We start from the raw sequence: 20,105 nt of genomic DNA, 5'->3' as shown, positions 1-20,105 counted from the left end.
TAGTTACCCGAGTTTAGCCTTGCTCCCAACGATGAAAAGACGATAGTTTTTGCGTCGAGCTCAAAAAATTTTGATGAATCGAGACCCCCATGCTGCGTGAATTGAAGACCTTTATTGCGGTAACGCGCCACGGGACGTTTGCGGCAGCGGGCATGCATATCGGGCTGACGCAGTCAGCGGTGAGTGCCCAGATTCGTCAGTTGGAGCAAGCGCTGGGCGTGCAGTTGTTCGACCGCACCGGCCGCCAGGCCACCCTGAATGCCGCCGGTTTGCGCGCATTACCCTTGGCCAAGGAGATTCTGGAGACCTTCAACCGCATGGCGGTGCCGGTGAATACCAACGAATACCGGGGTGAGTTGAAAGTCGGTGCTATCACTACGGCTCAAACCGGTTTGCTGCCCCGGGCGTTGGTGCGCTTGCGCCAAGCGGCGCCAACGGTTGAGTGCAAGTTGGTGCCTGGTGTCTCCCTGGAGCTGTTGAACCAGGTCGACGCGGGAGAGTTGGATTCGGCAATCATCATTCGACCGCCCTTCGACCTGCCCAAGGAGTTGTATGTGCAGGTGCTGCGCAAGGAGCCGTTCGTGTTGGTCGTGCCGAACACATTGGTGGGCGACGACCCTTTGCACCTACTCAACACCCAGCCCCATGTGCGCTATGACCGTGCTTCGTTTGGCGGCCGACTCGTGAGCCGGTTTCTGCGCGAGCAGAAGCTTGAGGTGCAAGTGGCGCTGGAGCTGGATGAACTCGAAGCCATCGTCAGGATGGTGGAGTGTGGCCTGGGCGTATCGTTGATTCCAAAGGCAGGCTTGTGGCTGGAGCGCTCGCCCCAAGTAAGAATAATCCCGCTGGGCAAGCTGACATTTTACCGCGAGATCATCCTGCTGGGCCGCTACAGCCAACGTCACCTGCCGGTACCACAACTGTTTGCCCGCTGCCTGCTGGCCGATCCAAGCCTGTAACATGCGTTCCCATTGCCGCCCGTCACGGAGCCCCACGTGCCTGTTCTAGATGAAATCGATCGCCAGTTGATCGCCGCCCTGCAGATCAATGCACGCGAAAGCGTGGCCATGCTCGCCCGGCAGTTGGGCATTGCGCGCACCACGGTGACGTCGCGCCTTGCGCGCCTGGAGAAAACCCACGTGATCACCGGTTATGGTGTGCGCCTGGGTCAACGCGTGGCAGATGGCGGCTTGCAGGCCTATGTGGGAATCACCGTGCAACCGCGCTCGGGCAAAGAAGTGCTGCGCAGGCTGAGCGCCATGGCCCAGGTTCAACAATTGTGCGCGGTCAGCGGCGAGTTCGATTACGTGGCCTGGTTGCGCACCGATTCGCCGGAACAGCTCGATCAATTACTGGACCAGATCGGCAGTGTCGATGGCGTGGAGAAAACCACCACATCGATCATCCTCAGTAACAAATTGGATCGCGGCCAACCCATCTGACCACCTAACTCGTCACTATGACTAAAAACAATTCATTCCGACGACACTTTGCGTCTTATTAACGAACGCAACGCTCCCTAAACTGGCTGCCATCTTTTCCTATACTCAGCGGGTCACTTCCCGCCGAGCCGCCAGCAAGGGCCCGCCATGAGCATTCCGTCCAGCACCATCAGCAAGACCCATCGCCACCCTGCCGACGGTAAAAAACCCATCACCATCTTTGGCCCGGATTTCCCGTTCGCCTTCGATGACTGGATCGAACACCCCGCCGGACTCGGCAGTATCCCCGCCGCCAATCACGGTGCAGAAGTGGCCATCGTCGGCGCCGGTATCGCCGGGCTGGTCGCCGCCTACGAGCTGATGAAGCTGGGCCTCAAGCCCGTGGTGTATGAGGCCTCGAAGATGGGCGGCCGTTTGCGTTCCCAGGCCTTCGAAGGCGCCGAAGGCATCATCGCCGAGCTGGGCGGCATGCGCTTTCCGGTGTCGTCCACCGCGTTCTATCACTACGTCGACAAGCTGGGCCTGGAAACCAAACCCTTCCCCAACCCGCTGACGCCGGCTTCCGGCAGTACGGTGATCGATCTGGAAGGCCAGACCCACTACGCACAAAAGCTGTCCGATCTGCCTGCGCTGTTCCAGGAAGTGGCTGACGCCTGGGCCGACGCCCTGGAAGCCGGCTCGCAGTTCGGCGATATCCAGCAAGCCATCCGCGACCGTGATGTGCCGCGCCTCAAAGCGTTGTGGAACAAGCTGGTGCCCTTGTGGGACGACCGCACCTTCTACGACTTCGTAGCCACCTCCAAGGCCTTCGCCAAGTTGTCGTTCCACCACCGCGAGGTGTTTGGCCAGGTGGGTTTCGGCACCGGCGGCTGGGACTCGGATTTCCCCAACTCCATGCTGGAAATATTCCGTGTGGTCATGACCAACTGTGACGATCACCAGCACCTGGTGGTCGGCGGCGTAGCCCAGGTGCCGCTGGGCATCTGGCGCCATGTGCCGGAACGATGCGCCCACTGGCCCGCCGGTACCAGCTTGAGCTCGCTGCACCGCGGTGCACCACGGGCCGGGGTAAAACGCATCGCCCATGCTGCCGAGGGCCGTTTCGCGGTGACCGACAACTACGGCGATACCCGCGAATACGCGGCCGTGCTCACCACCTGCCAAAGCTGGCTGCTGACCACCCAAATCGAGTGCGATGAAACCCTGTTCTCGCAAAAGATGTGGATGGCCCTCGACCGTACCCGCTACATGCAATCGTCAAAGACCTTCGTGATGGTCGACCGCCCATTCTGGAAAGACAAAGACCCGGAGACCGGCCGCGACCTGATGAGCATGACCCTCACCGATCGCCTCACTCGCGGCACTTACCTTTTCGACAACGGCGACGACAAACCAGGGGTGATCTGCCTGTCGTACTCGTGGATGAGCGACGCGCTGAAAATGCTCCCGCAGCCCATCGACAAGCGGGTGAAACTGGCGCTGGACGCCTTGAACAAGATCTACCCGAAAGTCGACATCAAGGCGCGCATCATCGGCGACCCGATCACCGTGTCCTGGGAAGCCGACCCGCATTTCCTCGGTGCCTTCAAAGGCGCGCTGCCGGGTCACTACCGCTACAACCAGCGCATGTATGCGCACTTCATGCAGAAGGACATGCCCGCTGAACAACGTGGGATTTTTATCGCCGGTGACGACGTGTCCTGGACTCCAGCATGGGTGGAGGGCGCGGTACAAACCTCATTGAACGCGGTGTGGGGCATCATGACCCACTTTGGTGGCAGCACTCACCCCGAGAACCCGGGGCCGGGTGATGTGTTCGATGAGATCGGGCCGATCGCCCTGGCTGACTAAGGAGTTGAACATGCGCGTCGCCCTGTACCAATGCCCACCGCTGCCGCTGGATGTCGCAGGCAACCTCAAGCGTCTGCACCAACTGGCGCATGAAGCGTCCGGCGCCGACGTGCTGGTGCTGCCGGAGATGTTCCTCAGCGGTTACAACATCGGTGCCGAAGCCGTGGGTGCCTTGGCCGAAGCCCAGGACGGGGAGTCTGCCCAAGCCGTTGCCGAAATCGCGCAGAGCGCCGGGCTGGCGATTCTGTACGGCTACCCGGAGCGGGCCGAAGACGGGCAGATCTACAACGCCGTGCAGTTGATCGACGCCCACGGCCAGCGCCTGTGCAACTACCGCAAGACCCATCTGTTCGGGGATCTGGATCACTCGATGTTCAGTGCCGGCGACGATGATTTCCCGCTGGTGGAACTCAACGGATGGAAGTTGGGGTTCCTGATCTGCTATGACCTGGAGTTCCCGGAAAACACCCGACGCCTGGCCCTGGCCGGTGCCGAGCTGATCCTGGTGCCCACCGCCAATATGGTGCCGTTCGACTTTGTCGCCGATGTCACCGTGCGGGCGCGGGCCTTCGAGAACCAGTGCTATGTGGCCTACGCCAATTACTGCGGGCACGAAGGCGATATCCAGTATTGCGGGCAAAGCAGCATTGCCGCACCGGATGGCCAGCGAATTGCCCTGGCGGGCCTGGATGAAGCCTTGATTGTCGGGACAGTGGACCGGCAATCGATCCTCGACGCCCGCGCCGCCAACCATTACCTGCAAGACCGGCGTCCCGAGCTTTACGGCCCGCTGTACAAGCCCTGACTGAATGGGTTTGTTAGCATAGGCACTTGCCCCGTTCTGGAAGTGCCCATGCCCGCCCCGGCCCACCTTTATCCCGTTCACCTGACCCTGGCCAATGGCCTGCGGGTTTCCCTGCGCCATGCACCGCGCTTAAAACGTTGCGCGGCGGCGCTGCGGGTGGCTGCCGGTAGCCACGACGTGCCGTTGGCCTGGCCGGGGCTGGCGCATTTTCTTGAGCATTTGTTGTTTCTGGGAACCGAGCGATTTCCTGCAGGCGAAGGGCTGATGGCCTACGTGCAGCGCCACGGCGGCCAAGTGAATGCAAGCACCCGCGAACGCACCACGGACTTCTTCTTTGAACTACCGGTTTCAGTCTTTGCGCACGGGCTGGAGCGGCTGGCGGACATGCTGACCCATCCGCGCCTGACCCCGGAAGATCAACGGCGCGAGCGCGAAGTGCTGCACGCTGAGTACGTCGCCTGGTCCCAGGATGCCAAGGCACAGCAGCAGGTGGCACTGCTCGAAGGCTTGGCAGCGGATCATCCGCTGCGCGGTTTTCACGCGGGCAACCGTGACAGCCTGCCGGTGGAGCGCGAGGCATTTCAGCAAGCACTGCGGGAGTTCCACACGCATTTCTATCAAAGCGGGCAGATGACACTGAGCCTCGCCGGCCCGCAACCGCTGCAAGAACTGGAAGCCCTGGCGCAGCGTTTCAGCGCGCCACTGATCGCTGGCCCCTTGCATCCGCAGGCCTCACCACCGGCCTTGATGCAAGGCCAGGCTCGGCGCTATCAACACATCGACAACAACCACCTGCACCACATCATCACCTGTGACGCGCCCCGTGAAGCCCTGGATTTCCTCTGCACCTGGCTCAATGCCTCTGCACCGGGCGGGCTGCTCGCCGAGTTGAAAACCCGACACTTGGCCAGCGCCCTGCAGGCATCGGTGCTGTACCACTTCGCCGGACAAGCCGTGCTGGACATCGACTTTACACTCGATAACAAGGACGAACCGACCACACCCATTGAGACGCTGCTGCACGACTGGCTGAGCTTTTTCGCCCACAGCGACTGGACGCCACTGCGCGAAGAATTCGCCCTGCTGAACGCTCGTCAGCAACAGGTCCAGGGCGCCCTGGCATTGGCTCGAAACGACAGCGAAGACCTCAGTGAACAGGGCGTCGCCGCGCTCAAGGCCCTGCTTGATTCACTGCACTTGCCGCCCGCCGAACACCGTTGGCAACTGCCCCCGAACAACCCGTTCCTGCGCCCACCGGTCAAAGAAGAACGCGCCGGCCTGATTCGTGGCCAAACCAGCGCTCACCGAGGCTTGCGCACGTTTGCCCAGGATCGTTCACGGGGGCGAAGGGACGTATCGGCGCTGACCTTCAGCCAGGCCTTGGCGGATGACGGCGATGAAGGTGCGCTGTATGTGCAGTGGCGCTTCGACGCGCCAGCGCCTGCCGGGCTGGAAAACACCTTGCAGCCATTGCATGAACATGCGCGCCAGGCGGGCGTCGAATTATCTCTCGAAGCCACCGGCCATGATTGGCTGGTGAAGATGACCGGGCTGCACGAGCCGATGCCGGCCGTGCTGGAGGCGTTGGCGCAGCGCCTGAACCTGCCGCAGGAAACTGCCCCGGCACCTGCGCCCATGATCGCTATCCGGGAACTGCTCCAGGCCCTGCCCACGTGCTGCGCCACCGGCCGTGCCGACGCCAGCGAACAGCCTGGATCCTGGGCCACTGCCCGCTGGCACGGCCTGGGGCAGAGTCTGCCCGCCGCATGTGAAACGTTGATAAAGGCAGCCGCCGCCCGTCTGCCTGGGCAACCTGCACACTTCGAACCTTCTCTTCAACACCTCGGTGGTCAACGTGTGTGGCATACGGTTAAAACTGACTCAACCGAAGCCGCCGTGCTGCTGTTTTGCCCGGCACCCAGCCAATCCCTGGCCGATGAAGCCTCATGGCGGCTGCTTGGGCACCTGCTCCAAGGGCCGTTCTACCAACGCCTGAGGGTCGAGTTGCAATTGGGCTACGCCGTATTCAGCGGTGTCCGACAGATCAACGGGCAAACCGGCCTGCTGTTGGGTGTGCAATCACCCAGCGTTTCACTGGCAGGTATCGTCGATCACCTGCAAACCTTCCTGAAACACCTACCGTTGTTGATCGACAGCAGCGATGACTCGGGCAATCACGCCTTGGCACAGCAGTTCTGCGCTACGACGTTACCGATCACCCAAAGCGCCGAACTGCTTTGGCATGCGCGCCTGGCGGGCCATCCGTCGGATTATCTGTACCAGCTTCAACAGCTGATCCAGGCCCGCACACGGGAGGACCTGCAACACGCGGCCCAACAGCTGCAGGACGCGACCGGCGGCTGGCGCTGCATCGCCAACGGCCCGCCTGTCGACGAGAGCTGGCAACCAGCGAGCTGATCATTGCCAACCCTGCAACAGGCTTTTTCCACCAAGACAGCGCTAACTTGAGAAGAATTGCGTAACATTCCCACGCACACATCTGAACATCTCCGATTGGAGGTGGACTATATGTATTACTTGGTAGTAAACGTCCCATCCCTTCGTAGGAGTAAGAATATGACCTGGTCCAAACCTGCTTACACTGATCTGCGCATCGGCTTCGAAGTCACCATGTACTTCGCCAGCCGCTAAGCCGCTGGGTAATACAACGCCTCGGTTCGCCCGGGGCGTTTTTGTTTTGAGCTTTGCTTGATGGAGCGGCCATGTTTGTCCAGATTCTAGGTTCCGCCGCTGGCGGCGGCTTCCCGCAGTGGAACTGCAACTGCGTGAACTGCGCAGGTTTTCGTGACGGCAGCCTGCGGGCGCAGGCGCGGACCCAGTCGTCCATCGCCATTTCCGACGATGGCGTGAACTGGGTACTGTGCAATGCCTCGCCGGATATCCGCGCGCAACTCCAGGGTTTTGCGCCGATGCAGCCAGGCCGCGCACTGCGCGACACCGGCATCAGTGCCATCATCCTGATGGACAGCCAGATCGACCACACCACCGGCCTGTTGAGCCTGCGCGAAGGTTGCCCGCACCAGGTGTGGTGCACCGACATGGTCCATGAAGACCTGAGCACCGGCTTCCCGCTGTTCACCATGCTCACCCACTGGAACGGCGGCCTGGCCTGGAACCGCATCGAACTGGATGCCAGCTTCGCCATCCCGGCCTGCCCCAACCTGCGCTTCACCCCGCTGCCACTCCGCAGCGCTGCCCCGCCCTACTCGCCGCACCGCTTCGACCCGCACCCAGGCGATAACATCGGCCTGATCGTCGAAGACCTGCGCACCGGCGGCAAACTGTTCTACGCCCCGGGCCTGGGCAAGGTCGACGCGCCGTTGCTGGAGATCATGGCCGGCAGCGATTGCCTGTTGGTGGACGGTACGATGTGGGACGACGATGAAATGCAGCGCCGTGGCGTCGGCACCCGCACCGGCCGTGAGATGGGCCACCTCGCGCAAAATGGCCCCGGCGGCATGCTCGAAGTGCTGGAGCAGTTGCCCAAGCAGCGCAAGGTGCTTATCCACATCAACAACACCAACCCGATCCTCGATGAAGATTCTCCCGAGCGCGCGGAACTGGTGCGGCGCAATGTCGAAGTCGCTTACGACGGCATGAGCATTGAATTGTAGGAGCAGACGACATGACTGACACACCATTGAGCACCGCCGAGTTCGAAGCCGCCTTGCGGGCCAAAGGCGCCTTCTACCATATCCATCACCCGTACCATGTGGCGATGTATGAAGGCCGTGCCACCCGCGAGCAGATCCAGGGCTGGGTCGCCAACCGTTTCTATTACCAGGTGAACATCCCGCTGAAAGACGCGGCGATCCTGGCCAACTGCCCGGACCGCGAGATCCGTCGCGAGTGGATCCAGCGCCTGCTCGACCACGATGGCGCACCGGGTGAGGACGGCGGCATCGAAGCCTGGTTGCGCTTGGGCCAGGCGGTCGGCCTCGACCCCGACCAGTTGCGCTCCCAGGAACTGGTGCTGCCCGGCGTACGCTTTGCGGTAGACGCCTACGTCAACTTTGCGCGCCGCGCCAGCTGGCAGGAAGCCGCCAGCAGCTCGCTCACCGAGCTGTTCGCGCCGCAGATCCATCAGTCGCGCCTCGACAGCTGGCCGCAGCACTACCCGTGGATCGACCCCACCGGATACGAGTATTTCCGCACGCGCCTGGGCCAGGCGCGGCGCGATGTGGAGCATGGGCTGGCAATCACCTTGCAGCACTACACCACCCGTGAAGGCCAGGAGCGCATGCTGGAAATTCTCCAGTTCAAACTCGACATCCTGTGGAGCATGCTGGATGCCATGAGCATGGCCTACGAACTGAAACGCCCGCCGTATCACAGTGTGACCGAGCAGCGGGTGTGGCATAAAGGGATCACCCTATGAGCTTCGATCGCAGCAGAAAACCGACCTGGCGCCAGGGCTACCGCTACCAGTACGAACCCGCGCAAAAAGGCCATGTGTTGCTCTACCCCGAAGGCATGATCAAGCTCAACGACAGCGCCGCGCTGATTGGAGGCCTGATTGACGGTGAGCGCGACGTGGCGGCGATCATTGCCGCGCTCGAAGAACAGTTCCCCGGCGTACCTGAGCTGGGTGACGACATCGAGCAATTCATGGAGGTCGCCCGTGCTGAGCACTGGATCACCCTTGCCTGAAAAACCCGCCATCGGCCTGCCGCTGTGGTTGCTCGCCGAGCTGACCTACCGCTGCCCGTTGCAATGCCCGTATTGCTCCAACCCGCTGGACTTTGCCGAGCAGGGCAAGGAACTGAGCACCGAGCAGTGGATCAAGGTATTTCGCGAGGCCCGTGAGATGGGCGCGGCGCAACTGGGGTTTTCCGGCGGTGAGCCGCTGGTGCGCCAGGACCTCGCCGAGTTGATCGCCGAGGCGCGCAGGCTGGGGTTCTACACCAACCTGATCACCTCGGGCATCGGCCTGACCGAGCAGAAGATCAGCGACTTCAAGAAAGCCGGCCTGGACCATATCCAGATCAGCTTCCAGGCCAGCGACGAACAGGTGAACAACCTGCTGGCCGGTTCGAAAAAAGCCTTCGCGCAAAAGCTGGAAATGGCCCGCGCAGTCAAGGCGCATGGCTACCCGATGGTGCTGAACTTCGTCACCCATCGGCACAATATCGACAAGATCGACCGCATCATCGAGCTGTGTATTGCGCTGGAAGCGGATTTTGTCGAGCTTGCCACCTGCCAGTTCTATGGCTGGGCGCAACTCAATCGCGTGGGTTTATTGCCGACGAAGGAACAACTGGTGCGCGCCGAACGCATCACTAACGAATACCGCGCCAAGCTCGAAGCCGAAGGCCATCCGTGCAAGCTGATCTTCGTGACACCGGACTACTACGAGGAGCGCCCGAAGGCCTGTATGAACGGCTGGGGCAGTATCTTTCTGACCGTGACGCCAGACGGCACTGCCCTGCCCTGCCACGGCGCCCGACAGATGCCGGTGCAGTTTCCCAATGTGCGCGACCACAGCATGCAGCACATCTGGTACGACTCTTTCGGGTTCAACCGCTTTCGCGGCTACGACTGGATGCCCGAGCCGTGTCGTTCGTGCGATGAAAAGGAAAAGGATTTCGGTGGCTGCCGTTGCCAGGCTTTCATGCTCACGGGGGATGCGAGCAACGCCGACCCAGTGTGCAGCAAGTCCGAGCAGCACGGCATCATCCTCAAGGCGCGGGAGGAAGCCGAGCACGCTACCCAGACCATCGAGCAACTGGCCTTTCGCAATGAGCGCAATTCACGGCTCATCGCAAAAGGCTGACGGGCTCAGCGCTTGGCGATGATGTACACGGCGTGAATGATGCCTGGGAAGTAACCGCACAAGGTCAGCAGAATATTCAGCCAGAACGCGCCGGCGAAACCCACTTGCAGGAACACACCCAGTGGCGGCAGCAGAATGGCGATGATGATACGAATGATGTCCATGGGTCAGCTCCAGAAAATCGGCTCGTGTGAGCCGTGTAGCTAATCGACCTTGGGCGTTCGTGAGGGTTCAGTGGGATCTGGCACCGGGCCATCCTTTAATGATCAGACAAAAAAACGCCCCCAGCCGAAAAAATCAGGCTGGAGGCGCCGCGTATACCGCGAGACGGTTCCGGAATGTGGGTTAAACGGCGATGCCCTTGCGGCATTGCAACTGGGCGGTGCGCACCCGGGAAAAAGCGCGGGCCAGGCGCAGGAGCATTTCGTCGATATTGCTTTTGCTCACCGTAAGCGCCGGGGTGAAGCGCAGGCAGTCAGGTTGCGGGGCGTTGAGGATCAGGCCTTCGTGCAGGGCGGCTTTTACCACTGCATCGGCAGAATCATCCGACAACGTCAGGCCCCACATCAGGCCGTGGCCACGCAGTGGACCCTGGTCGTAGCGATAGGCCAGCCGGGCAAGGCCTTCGCCCAGGTAAAGGCCGGATTCACGTACGTGTTCCAGGAAGCCGTGCTCCAGCACCGTATCGAGTACCGCCAGCCCGGCCGATGCCATCAATGCGTTGCCATGATGGGTGCCTTCCAGCTCACCCACTTCAAAGCAACAGGCGTTGCCGCGCGCCAGCAGCGCAGCCAATGGCACGCCGCCGCCCAGGCCTTTGCCGAGGGTGATGATGTCGGCTCGCACGCCGTATTGCTGTTCGGCAAGCAAGGTGCCGCAACGGCCAAGGCCGGTTTGTACTTCGTCGAGGATCAGCAGGATCCCCAGTTCGCGGCACAGCCGTTCAACCCCCTTGAGGTAATGTTCCGTCGCGGGGATCACACCGGCCTCGCTCTGGACCGGCTCCAGCAGGATGGCGACTGTCTGTGCATCGACCGCTGCATGCAGGGCCGGCAGATCGTTGAACGGCACATGGCTGAAGCCGGGCAATTGCGGTTCAAAGCGGTTTTCCAGATTGCCGGCCGACGCCGCCAGTGCGGCGAAACTGCGCCCATGGCAACCATTGCTCGCGCTGATAATGCGGTAGGCCCCGCCGCGATGCAGTTGGCCCCACTTGCGCGCCAGCTTGATCGCCGCTTCGCAGGCCTCGGCGCCACTGTTGAGCAGGTAGGCCTGGTCGCTGCCGGTTCGATGGCACAGGCGGTCGACAAGATTGAGTTGAGCGCGGTTATGCAGACCCAGGCCTGGATTGATCAGGGCCTGGGTCTGGTCGGCAAGGGCTTTGATCAAGACCTGCGGGCTGTGGCCGAGGCTGTTGGCAGCGTTGCCCTGGCTGAAATCCAGGTAAGCACGCTCGTCGCTGTCCCACAGCCAGGAGCCCTGGCCACGTACGAAAACCTGCGGCGGCCTCGCCACGGTGGGCATCAGCGCCTCGCTGGACAGCGTATCGGGTGCAGCCTCCAGCACCAGGTCGTCCAGGCTGGGCACGGGGCGACGCATATTGAAGAGATTCACAGCTTGCCCCCGGTGGCAACCGGACCTTGGTCGGTTTTCCCTGCAATCACTGTCTGCGGGTGTGTTGCCTTGCCTATGTAAACGCCATCAACATAAACGCTGTTCATTGCCCGACCCGGCCCCTGTAAGCCCTGCGAATAGGCGCTAGACTAGGCGCCTCGGGGGCCACCGGCCATTTCGATTTTCCAGCTTTTTCGATAAGTAAGCCTTATGGATTTTAAGCAACTGCGTTATTTCGTCGCGGTGTATGAAGAAGGCCATGTGGGCCGTGCCGCTGAGCGCCTGTCGATCTCCCAGCCGGCGCTTTCACAACAGATCCGTCAGTTGGAGCGCAACCTCGATGTGAGCCTGTTCGAACGCAGCAGCAAACGCCTGCTGCCCACCCTGGCCGCCCATACGCTGTACAACCATGCCTTGCCGCTGATCGATGGCATGCAGCAAGCCGTCGAAGCCTTGCGTAACTTCAAGGGCCAGGCCATGCGCACCCTGGCCATCGGCGTGCTGCAAACCGTGCACACCAGCCTGGTCCCGCAAATGCTCGAGCGCGTGCGCAAGGCCCAGCCGCACCTGGTGGTGCAGATCTACGAATTGACCGGGATCGAGATTGAACGGCGGTTGCTTAACGGCTCGCTGGACATCGGCATCAGCTATCTGCCGCCACGCCAGCCGGGGCTGCACGGCGTGTTGTTGTACGAAGATGAATTGAAGGTAGTCATCCCTGAGGACCATCCCCTGCGCGAATTCAAGAAAGTCTCGCTGAAACAGGCCGCCGAACTGCCGATGTTGTTGCTGGGGGAAGAGTTCCAGGTTCGACAGATCTGGCAGGGTCAGTTATCCAACCTCGGACGCCGGCCGCAGGTACAGGCGGAGTTGAATACCATGGTGGGGATTCTCGACAGCTTGCCTAACACCAAATTGGCCACGGTGCTGCCGGGACGCTCCCAGGACGAACACAACAGCCAGTCGCTGCTCTGGAAGCCCTTGAGTGAACCCAGGGTGCCACTAAAGGTAGGTTTGGTGTGTCGCGATGTACAGCGCCAGCAGGCAACCATGGCGCTGCTGCGCACCTTGCTGGAAGACGTGATGAATGCGCCGCCGGCCCTGCCCTGAAATTCGGCGCCTGACTTTTTCGCAGGCAAAAGAAAACCCCGCCGAAGCGGGGCTTTGCAGACTGTTTCCCTGACATCCATTTCACTCCGCCATCCTGGCAGAATCCTACGTGTCCGTGTTGTTGCTTTGCGCTTCCTGCGCGACGTCCATGTGAAGTAGATTATCCGTGGATCCAATTTGGCGATAGAGGACGATTAGCAGTACGTCATGTAAGAGAATGCTTACACGCCCTCCAAGCCCTTAGAACAGTGCCTCATCCAGCAAAAACAAGGATTCGCTACCGGCTTTTACGGACGCACTCAGCGAGTGAATACGTGGCAACAGACGCGCAAAGTAGAAGCGCGCGGTGCCCAGCTTGCTGGCGTAGAAGTCTTCCTCAGTCTCCTTGCCCAACGCGGCCTTGGCCATACGTGCCCACATATAGGCGTAGGCCATGTAACCAAATGCATGCAAATACTCCACCGAGGCTGCGCCGATCTCGTTCGGGTTGGTCCTGGCGCGATCCAGCACCCAGGCGGTCAATTCGTCCAGGTTATCCACCGCTGCGCCCAGTGGCTTGGTGAACTCCGCCAGTTCGGGCGTGGCCGCGGCGATGAACTGGCGGATCTCGTCGGCGAACAAGGTATAGAACGCACCGCCGCTGCCGACGATCTTGCGTCCCATCAAATCCAGTGCCTGAATGCCATTGGTGCCTTCGTAGATCTGGGTGATGCGTACATCACGCACCAGTTGCTCCTGGCCCCACTCACGAATGTAACCGTGGCCGCCAAACACTTGCTGGCCGAGCACGGTGGTTTCCAGGCCCAGGTCGCTGAGGAACGCCTTGGCGACCGGCGTCAGCAACGCCACCAGGTTATCGGCCCGCTCGCGGGCAGCGGCATCTTCACTGAACTTGGCGATGTCCAGCTGCGTCGCCACATAGGTGGAAAACGCGCGACCGCCTTCGTTGGCGGCTTTCATGGTCAACAGCATACGGCGCACGTCGGGGTGGACGATGATCGGGTCGGCCACTTTGTCTTTGGCCTGGGCACCGGTCGGCGCGCGGCTTTGCAGGCGGTCGCGGGCATATTCAATCGCGTTCTGGTAGGAGCGCTCGCCGGACGCCAGGCCCTGGATACCCACGCCAAGGCGCTCATAGTTCATCATGGTGAACATCGCCGCCAACCCACGGTTGGGTTCGCCCACCAGGTAACCCACGGCTTCGTCGAAGTTCATCACGCAGGTGGCGGATGCCTGGATCCCCATCTTGTGTTCGATGGAGCCACAGCTCACCGGGTTGCGCGCGCCCAGGCTGCCGTCAGCGTTGACCATGAACTTCGGCACCAGGAACAGCGAAATCCCCTTGGGACCGGCCGGTGCGTCCGGCAGTTTGGCCAGTACCAGATGAATGATGTTCTCGGTGAGGTCGTGTTCACCGCCGGTGATAAAGATCTTGGTCCCGCTGATCGTGTAGGAACCGTCTGCCTGCGGCTCGGCCTTGGTGCGGATAATCCCCAGGTCGGTACCGGCGTGCGCTTCCGTCAGGCACATGGAGCCTGCCCACTCGCCGGAATACATCTTCGGCAGGTAGATGGCCTTGAGTTCCTCGCTGGCGTGGGTGTTGATCGACACGCAGGCGCCGGAGGTCAGCATCGGGTACAGGCCGAACGCCAGGCTTGACGAGTTGATCATCTCCTCGACCTGGGCCGATACCGCCTTGGGCATGCCCATGCCGCCAAACACGGGTTCGCCGCCTACGCCGACCCAGCCACCTTCAGCGTAGGTCTTGTAGGCCTGTGGATAACCATCCGGAGTAAACACCGCGGTGTTATCCCAACGGCAGCCCTGTTCATCGCCGCCGCGGCTGAGCGGGGCGATGGATCTGGCGGTGACCTTGCCGGCTTCTTCGAGGATGGCCTCTACGGTCTCGGCGTCAACGCTGTCTGCCAATGCCGGCAATTGGGCCCAAGTGGTGGCGACCTCAAAGACTTCGTTGAGGACGAAGCGCATATCACGCAGCGGCGCTTTGTAATCAGCCATGGCAAACCTCGTGAGAACGTGAAAAGTGATTCGATAGGATCGGTTTTACAGGCTCCGAGTGTACCCGAACAACTTTTCAGACACATAGGGTCCACTTGTGACTGATTGGTATTTTTAAGTCATCACAACGCAAACGACTCCGCAGGCAGACTCATCAGGCATTCGCTGCCTGCTTCCACGGCGGCGCGATGGGTTGCGGTACGTGGTAACAGGCGCTTGAAGTAAAAGTCGCAGGTCGCCAGCTTGGCCTTGGCGAAGTCAGTGTCATCGTGCGCCAGCGCCGCAATGGCCATCCGAAGCCACAGGTAGGCGAGGATGATGTAACCGCTGTACATCAAGTAATCCACCGCCGCTGCGCCCACCTCATCCGGGTTTTTCATCGCGGCCATACCGACCTGGGTGGTCAGCTCGCCCCATTCCTGATTCAGTTGATTAAGCTGCACCACATAGCCCTTGAGCTGCGCATGTTCGGCATTCGCCGCGCAAAACTTATGCACGATTTTGGTAAAGCCGCGCAGCAGCTTGCCCTGGCTGCCCAACACCTTGCGCCCCAGCAGGTCGAGGGCCTGGATGCCGTTGGTGCCTTCGTAGATCGGCGCAATCCGCGCATCGCGCGCCAGTTGTTCCATGCCCCACTCACGAATGTAGCCATGGCCGCCGAATATCTGCATGCCGTGGTTGGTCACCTCCAGCCCGGTGTCGGTCATAAAGGCTTTGCAGATGGGAGTGAGGAACGCCAACAGGTCTTCGGCTTCCTGACGCTGGCCAGCGTCGCTGCTCAGGTGCGCGGTATCGAGCAACTGCGCAGTGAAATAGGTGAGTGCGCGGTTACCTTCGTTGAAGGCTTTCATGGTCAGCAGCATACGGCGCACATCGGGGTGCACGATGATCGGGTCGGCGGCTTTCTCCGGGGCCTTGGCGCCGGTCAGCGCGCGCATTTGCAGGCGGTCGTTGGCGTACTTGATCGCGCCCTGGAAGCTCGCCTCGCCATTGCACAGGCCCTGCATACCGGTGCCCAGGCGGGCGTGGTTCATCATGGTGAACATGCAGTTGAGGCCTTTGTTCGCCTCGCCAATCAAAAAGCCCTTGGCGCCGTCGAAGTTGAGCACGCAGGTGGCCGAGGCCTTGATGCCCATCTTGTGCTCGATAGAGCCGCAGTGCACCGCATTGCGCTCAGCCGAATCCACATGGAACTTGGGCACGATAAACAACGAGATACCCTTGGTGCCCGCCGGCGCATCCGGCAGCTTGGCCAGCACCAGGTGGATGATATTGGCGCTCATGTCGTGCTCACCGGCCGAGATGAAGATCTTGCTGCCGGTGATCGCGTAGCTGCCATCCGCCTGGGGCACGGCACGGGTCTTGATCAGTCCCAGGTCGGTGCCGCAATGGGCTTCGGTCAGGCACATGGTGCCGGTCCATTCGCCCGCTGTGAGTTTGCTCAGGAACGTGGCCTTCTGCTCTTCGGTGCCGTGGGCGTGGATCGCCGACATCGCGCCGTGGGTCAGGCCCGGATACATGCCCCACGAGGTGTTGCTGGAGCCGATCATCTCGCTGAGCACCAGGCCCAACGATTGCGGCAGGCCCTGGCCGCCGTAGGCCGGGTCTGCCGCCACACCGTGCCAGCCGCCCTCGACGTACTGGGCGAAGGCTTCCTTGAAGCCCTTGGGCGTGGTCACCACGCCGTTGTCGAAATGGCAGCCCTCTTCATCACCAGTGCGGTTGAGTGGCGAAAGCACGTTCTCGCAGAATTTGGCGCCTTCCTCCAGGATTGCACTGACCATGTCCGGGCTGGCGTCCGTGGCGCCCAGGGCAGCGTAGTGGCCGTGGAAATCAAACACGTTGTTGATCAGAAAGCGCATGTCGCGCAGGGGAGCTTTGTACTCAGGCATGGCGATGTCTCCGGCAGCAGATCCTTTCAACCTACTGCCGGCCAGCGTCTCGGACAATCATTGTAGAACCGCTGAATACAGCGCCATCACTCAACCGGCAGCGCTCTGCATGCGCACCGCGCCACGGCGCGTCTGCCCGGCCGCAACCACACAGTTACGCCCCGCGCCCTTGGCGGCGTACAGCGCCTGGTCGGCGGACTTGAGCACTTCTTCCGCCGTGCGCTGTTCGATCTGGCGTTCGGCCACGCCGATGCTGACCGTCACCGACACACTCGACGCGCCGCTGCCCGCCCGGCGTTGACGGCCTTGTTGATCATCCTGGGGCCGGTCCGAGTTGCGCAACTTGATGTCGTAGTTGGCGACGATCTCGCGGATTTCCTCCAGGTGCGGCATGCACTCATCCAGGGTCTTGCCGGCAAACACCACGGCGAATTCTTCACCGCCATAGCGGTAGGCACGCCCACCCCCATTGACCTTGGACAGCTTGCTCGCCACCAGGCGCAGCACCTGGTCGCCTACATCGTGGCCATGGGTGTCATTGAAACGCTTGAAGTGATCGACGTCGGTCATCGCCAGCACATAGTTGCGCCCCAGCCGCTGCATGCGTTCGTTCAGGGCACGGCGCCCCGGCAGGCCGGTCAGTTCGTCGCGGAACGCCATTTGATAAGCCTCGTGGGCCACGCCGGCGGCGATCATCAGCATGACCTGGCTGCACATGATGTTCAGGGTGAACGGCAGGATGAAGGTCTGCGGCAACATCCAGAACATCCCCAGCAACCCGACCAGTTGCGCCGCATGCAGCGGGCGCGGCTGGTACCAGTATTGCGCCGCCAGAGTGAGGAAGCCGATCAGGAACATCGGGTATGACAGCTGGATCAGGCTCATCCAGGTCCCATGCAGGGCGGGCCAGCGGATCTCCGCCAGCCAGTTCAGCAGTGCCTGGGGATAACTTTGCTCCAGGGCCAGCGCGACGCTGCCGATTGCCAGCAGCACCGCACAACGGGCAACGAAATCGCGGAACAGATGGGTCTTCTCCTGCCACAGCGCGTAGATGCTGAACAGCAGCGGCAATAACAGGCAACACAGGTGAAACACCACGGCTGCGTCTTCGCGCACGCGGCCATTGTCGCGATAGAAATCGGTCTGGGTATCGAGCAGGAAGTAGGCGATGTACACCGTGATCATCAGGAACAATTCACGCTGGCGGCGATAAACCGCGCAGTACGAACCGCCCAGCAACAGCACCAGGGTCGGCAACACATTGAACAGCGAGGTGAAAAAGACGCTGAGGTCCTTGACGTACGCAGCCGAGAGCCCGGCCAGCAACAGCAGCAACGAAGGAAGAAAGTGACTGAAACGTAAAGCAGACACGCGTGACAAGGGTAAAAACTCCGACCCGCAAAAAGTAGTGGCACTGTGCCTTGATGCGAACAGTTAAGCACACCTTGCCCGTCATGTATCACATTGCCATCACTGTAACGGCAGCCGGAGAAAATCCCTGAGCGCTGCACTGTGTTTTTTATCCCCCAATGAAAAAACCGCCGCTCCCAAGGGAAGCGACGGTTTCAGATGAACCCGGTAAGGCTTAGTAAGCCAGGCCGAAGTCTTCTTCTTTCATGTCCATCAGGTTACTGGCGCCCGACAGCATGGTGGCCACGTGGGTACGGGTCCGCGGCAGGATGCGCTGGAAGTAGAAGCGCGCCGTTTGCAGCTTGGCGGTGTAGAACGCTTCTTCGCTGGTACCGGCGGCGAGTTTTTCGGCAGCCAGGCGCGCCATGTCGGCCCAGAAGTAAGCCAGGCAGGCGTAACCGGAGTACATCAGGTAATCCACCGAAGCGGCACCCACTTCTTCGCGGTCTTTCATCGCGGCCATGCCGACCTTCATGGTCAACTCGCCCCACTCTTTGTTCAGCGCAGCCAGCGGTGCCACGAACTCCTTGACCGCGTCGTTGCCTTCGTTGGCCTGGCAGAACTTGTGCACGATCTTGGTGAAGCCCTTGAGCGCTTCGCCCTGGGTCATCAGCACTTTACGGCCGAGCAGGTCCAGCGCCTGGATGCCGGTGGTGCCTTCGTACAGCATGGAGATACGGCTGTCGCGGACGTTCTGCTCCATGCCCCACTCGGCGATAAAGCCGTGGCCGCCATAGATCTGCACGCCGTGGTTGGCGGATTCAAAACCGACTTCGGTCATGAACGCCTTGGCAATCGGGGTCATGAATGCCAGCAGGCCGTCGGCCTGTTTCTTGGCCTCGTCGTCGGTGCCGTACTTGACGATGTCCACTTGCTTGGCGGTGAAGTACACCATCGCACGGTTACCTTCGGCGAAGGCTTTCATGGTCAGCAGCATGCGGCGCACGTCAGGGTGCACGATGATCGGGTCGGCGGCCTTTTCCGGCGCTTTCGGGCCAGTCAGGGAACGCATCTGCAAGCGATCGCGGGCGTATTTCAGGCCGCCCTGGAAGCCGATCTCGGCGTGGGCCAGGCCTTGCAGCGCGGTGCCCAGGCGAGCGGTGTTCATAAAGGTGAACATGCAGTTCAGGCCTTTGTTCGCCGGGCCGATCAGGAAACCGGTGGCCGCGTCGAAGTTCATCACACAGGTGGCATTACCGTGGATACCCATCTTGTGTTCCAGGGAACCACAGCTCACGGCGTTGCGTGCACCGATCGAACCGTCGGCGTTGGGCAGGAACTTGGGCACGATGAACAGCGAGATGCCTTTGGTACCCGCCGGTGCGTCCGGCAGGCGGGCCAGCACGATGTGGACGATGTTGTCGGCCATGTCGTGTTCACCGGCCGAGATGAAGATCTTGGTACCGGAGACTTTGTAGGAACCGTCAGCCTGAGGCTCGGCCTTGGTGCGCAGCATGCCCAGGTCGGTACCGCAGTGTGGTTCGGTCAGGCACATGGTGCCGGTCCACTCGCCCGATACCAGCTTGGTCAGGTAAGCCTCTTGCTGCTCGGGGGTGCCGTGCTCGGAAATGGTGTTCATCGCGCCATGGGACAGGCCCGGGTACATGCCCCACGACCAGTTGGCTTCGCCGACCATTTCGCTCACGGCCAGGCCCAGGGATTCCGGCAGGCCTTGGCCACCGTGCTCCACGTCGTGGGCCAGGCTTGGCCAGCCGCCTTCGACGAATTGCTTGTAGGCTTCTTTGAAACCAGCAGGGGTTTTAACGCCAGACTCACTCCAGGTGCACCCTTCGATGTCACCCACGCGGTTCAACGGTGCCAGCACTTGCTCACAAAACTTGGCGCCTTCTTCGAGAATGGCGTCAACCATGTCCGGGGTAGCGTCCTGGCAAGCCGGCAGGCTCTGATAGTGCGCTTCATAGCCGAGCAGTTCGTCACGAACGAAGCGAATATCACGCAAGGGGGCCTTGTAGTCAGGCATAGCGATAAACCTCTGCTGATGTATCTGGAATGAACAACCGCGTGGATGTGTTGTGGCGGTCAAACAGGTGTTTGAAACATACGTTTACGACCTGGGGATGTCAAGCGTCGTCCAGACACCGTTTGTCATGACGCGGGTCAATGCCAGGCATGGCGAGGCCTGCGGCGGGATGCCACAAGGTGCTCAG

The 20,105-nt window shown here is 61.2% G+C and carries 17 protein-coding genes; 11 read left to right on the top strand and 6 right to left on the bottom strand.

Annotation, left to right across the window (positions count from 1 at the left end; all coding sequences use genetic code 11):
* Positions 1-89 precede the first annotated feature (89 nt).
* The 10 genes from AC07OT_RS17485 (at position 90) to pqqE (ending at position 9,892) form a co-directional block, all read left to right on the top strand.
* Positions 90-959: a LysR family transcriptional regulator gene (locus tag AC07OT_RS17485; protein ID WP_495108610.1), complete on the top strand. Its 870-nt coding sequence runs from the start codon at positions 90-92 to the stop codon at positions 957-959.
* 36 nt (positions 960-995) lie between these two features.
* Positions 996-1,442 carry an Lrp/AsnC family transcriptional regulator gene (locus tag AC07OT_RS17480; protein WP_495108609.1) on the top strand — a complete coding sequence of 149 codons (447 nt, stop codon included), beginning with the start codon at positions 996-998 and terminating at the stop codon, positions 1,440-1,442.
* Positions 1,443-1,610: 168 nt separating this feature from the next.
* Complete coding sequence (locus AC07OT_RS17475; RefSeq protein ID WP_495108629.1) at positions 1,611-3,293, top strand: flavin monoamine oxidase family protein; 1,683 nt, start codon at positions 1,611-1,613, stop codon at positions 3,291-3,293.
* 10 nt (positions 3,294-3,303) lie between these two features.
* Positions 3,304-4,098 (top strand): carbon-nitrogen hydrolase family protein, encoded by a 795-nt coding sequence (locus AC07OT_RS17470; RefSeq protein WP_495108608.1) that lies wholly within the window; start codon positions 3,304-3,306, stop codon positions 4,096-4,098.
* Positions 4,099-4,146: 48 nt separating this feature from the next.
* A complete protein-coding gene (pqqF, locus tag AC07OT_RS17465; protein WP_495108607.1) occupies positions 4,147-6,516 on the top strand; it encodes a pyrroloquinoline quinone biosynthesis protein PqqF in 2,370 nt (789 codons plus the stop codon).
* Between the two features lie 159 nt (positions 6,517-6,675).
* Positions 6,676-6,750: a pyrroloquinoline quinone precursor peptide PqqA gene (gene pqqA, locus AC07OT_RS17460; RefSeq protein WP_003194766.1), complete on the top strand. Its 75-nt coding sequence runs from the start codon at positions 6,676-6,678 to the stop codon at positions 6,748-6,750.
* A gap of 71 nt (positions 6,751-6,821) precedes the next feature.
* Entirely contained in the window at positions 6,822-7,733 is a 912-nt protein-coding gene (pqqB, locus tag AC07OT_RS17455) for a pyrroloquinoline quinone biosynthesis protein PqqB (protein ID WP_141156153.1), read from the top strand.
* 11 nt (positions 7,734-7,744) lie between these two features.
* On the top strand, positions 7,745-8,497 hold the full coding sequence (pqqC, locus tag AC07OT_RS17450) for a pyrroloquinoline-quinone synthase PqqC (protein ID WP_065938223.1): 753 nt from the start codon (positions 7,745-7,747) through the stop codon (positions 8,495-8,497).
* Positions 8,494-8,769: a pyrroloquinoline quinone biosynthesis peptide chaperone PqqD gene (pqqD, locus tag AC07OT_RS17445; RefSeq protein ID WP_027605935.1), complete on the top strand. Its 276-nt coding sequence runs from the start codon at positions 8,494-8,496 to the stop codon at positions 8,767-8,769. Before pqqC ends, pqqD begins: the two co-directional genes overlap by 4 nt.
* Positions 8,762-9,892, top strand: a complete 1,131-nt coding sequence (gene pqqE, locus AC07OT_RS17440) for a pyrroloquinoline quinone biosynthesis protein PqqE (protein ID WP_495108606.1) — start codon at positions 8,762-8,764, stop codon at positions 9,890-9,892. The genes pqqD and pqqE overlap by 8 nt, the downstream gene beginning before the upstream one ends.
* 5 nt (positions 9,893-9,897) lie before the next feature.
* Here the strand turns inward: pqqE and AC07OT_RS17435 are convergent, their stop codons facing one another.
* The gene (locus AC07OT_RS17435; protein WP_010207008.1) at positions 9,898-10,056 is read right to left on the bottom strand and encodes a YqaE/Pmp3 family membrane protein; all 159 of its coding nucleotides are present in this window, start codon (positions 10,054-10,056) and stop codon (positions 9,898-9,900) included.
* A 181-nt stretch (positions 10,057-10,237) separates the two neighbouring features.
* A complete protein-coding gene (locus AC07OT_RS17430) occupies positions 10,238-11,506 on the bottom strand; it encodes an aspartate aminotransferase family protein (RefSeq protein WP_495108605.1) in 1,269 nt (422 codons plus the stop codon).
* Positions 11,507-11,716: 210 nt separating this feature from the next.
* Between AC07OT_RS17430 and AC07OT_RS17425 the strand changes: the two genes are divergently transcribed.
* Positions 11,717-12,616 (top strand): LysR family transcriptional regulator, encoded by a 900-nt coding sequence (locus AC07OT_RS17425; protein WP_092489568.1) that lies wholly within the window; start codon positions 11,717-11,719, stop codon positions 12,614-12,616.
* A gap of 240 nt (positions 12,617-12,856) precedes the next feature.
* On the opposite strand, the gene AC07OT_RS17420 is transcribed toward AC07OT_RS17425, so the two are convergent.
* The 4 genes from AC07OT_RS17420 to AC07OT_RS17405 all read right to left on the bottom strand — a co-directional run bounded on the left by AC07OT_RS17420 (position 12,857) and on the right by AC07OT_RS17405 (position 19,918).
* The gene (locus tag AC07OT_RS17420; RefSeq protein ID WP_495108604.1) at positions 12,857-14,635 is read right to left on the bottom strand and encodes an acyl-CoA dehydrogenase C-terminal domain-containing protein; all 1,779 of its coding nucleotides are present in this window, start codon (positions 14,633-14,635) and stop codon (positions 12,857-12,859) included.
* A gap of 122 nt (positions 14,636-14,757) precedes the next feature.
* A complete protein-coding gene (locus AC07OT_RS17415) occupies positions 14,758-16,527 on the bottom strand; it encodes an acyl-CoA dehydrogenase C-terminal domain-containing protein (protein ID WP_495108603.1) in 1,770 nt (589 codons plus the stop codon).
* Positions 16,528-16,617: 90 nt separating this feature from the next.
* The gene (locus AC07OT_RS17410; RefSeq protein ID WP_495108602.1) at positions 16,618-17,907 is read right to left on the bottom strand and encodes a GGDEF domain-containing protein; all 1,290 of its coding nucleotides are present in this window, start codon (positions 17,905-17,907) and stop codon (positions 16,618-16,620) included.
* A 205-nt stretch (positions 17,908-18,112) separates the two neighbouring features.
* The gene (locus AC07OT_RS17405) at positions 18,113-19,918 is read right to left on the bottom strand and encodes a phenylacyl-CoA dehydrogenase (RefSeq protein WP_027605944.1); all 1,806 of its coding nucleotides are present in this window, start codon (positions 19,916-19,918) and stop codon (positions 18,113-18,115) included.
* Positions 19,919-20,105 lie beyond the last annotated feature (187 nt).

It is taken from the genome of Pseudomonas sp. GW821-FHT09C10 (assembly GCF_059418085.1).
This window is presented reverse-complemented; position numbering and strand designations above follow the sequence as displayed.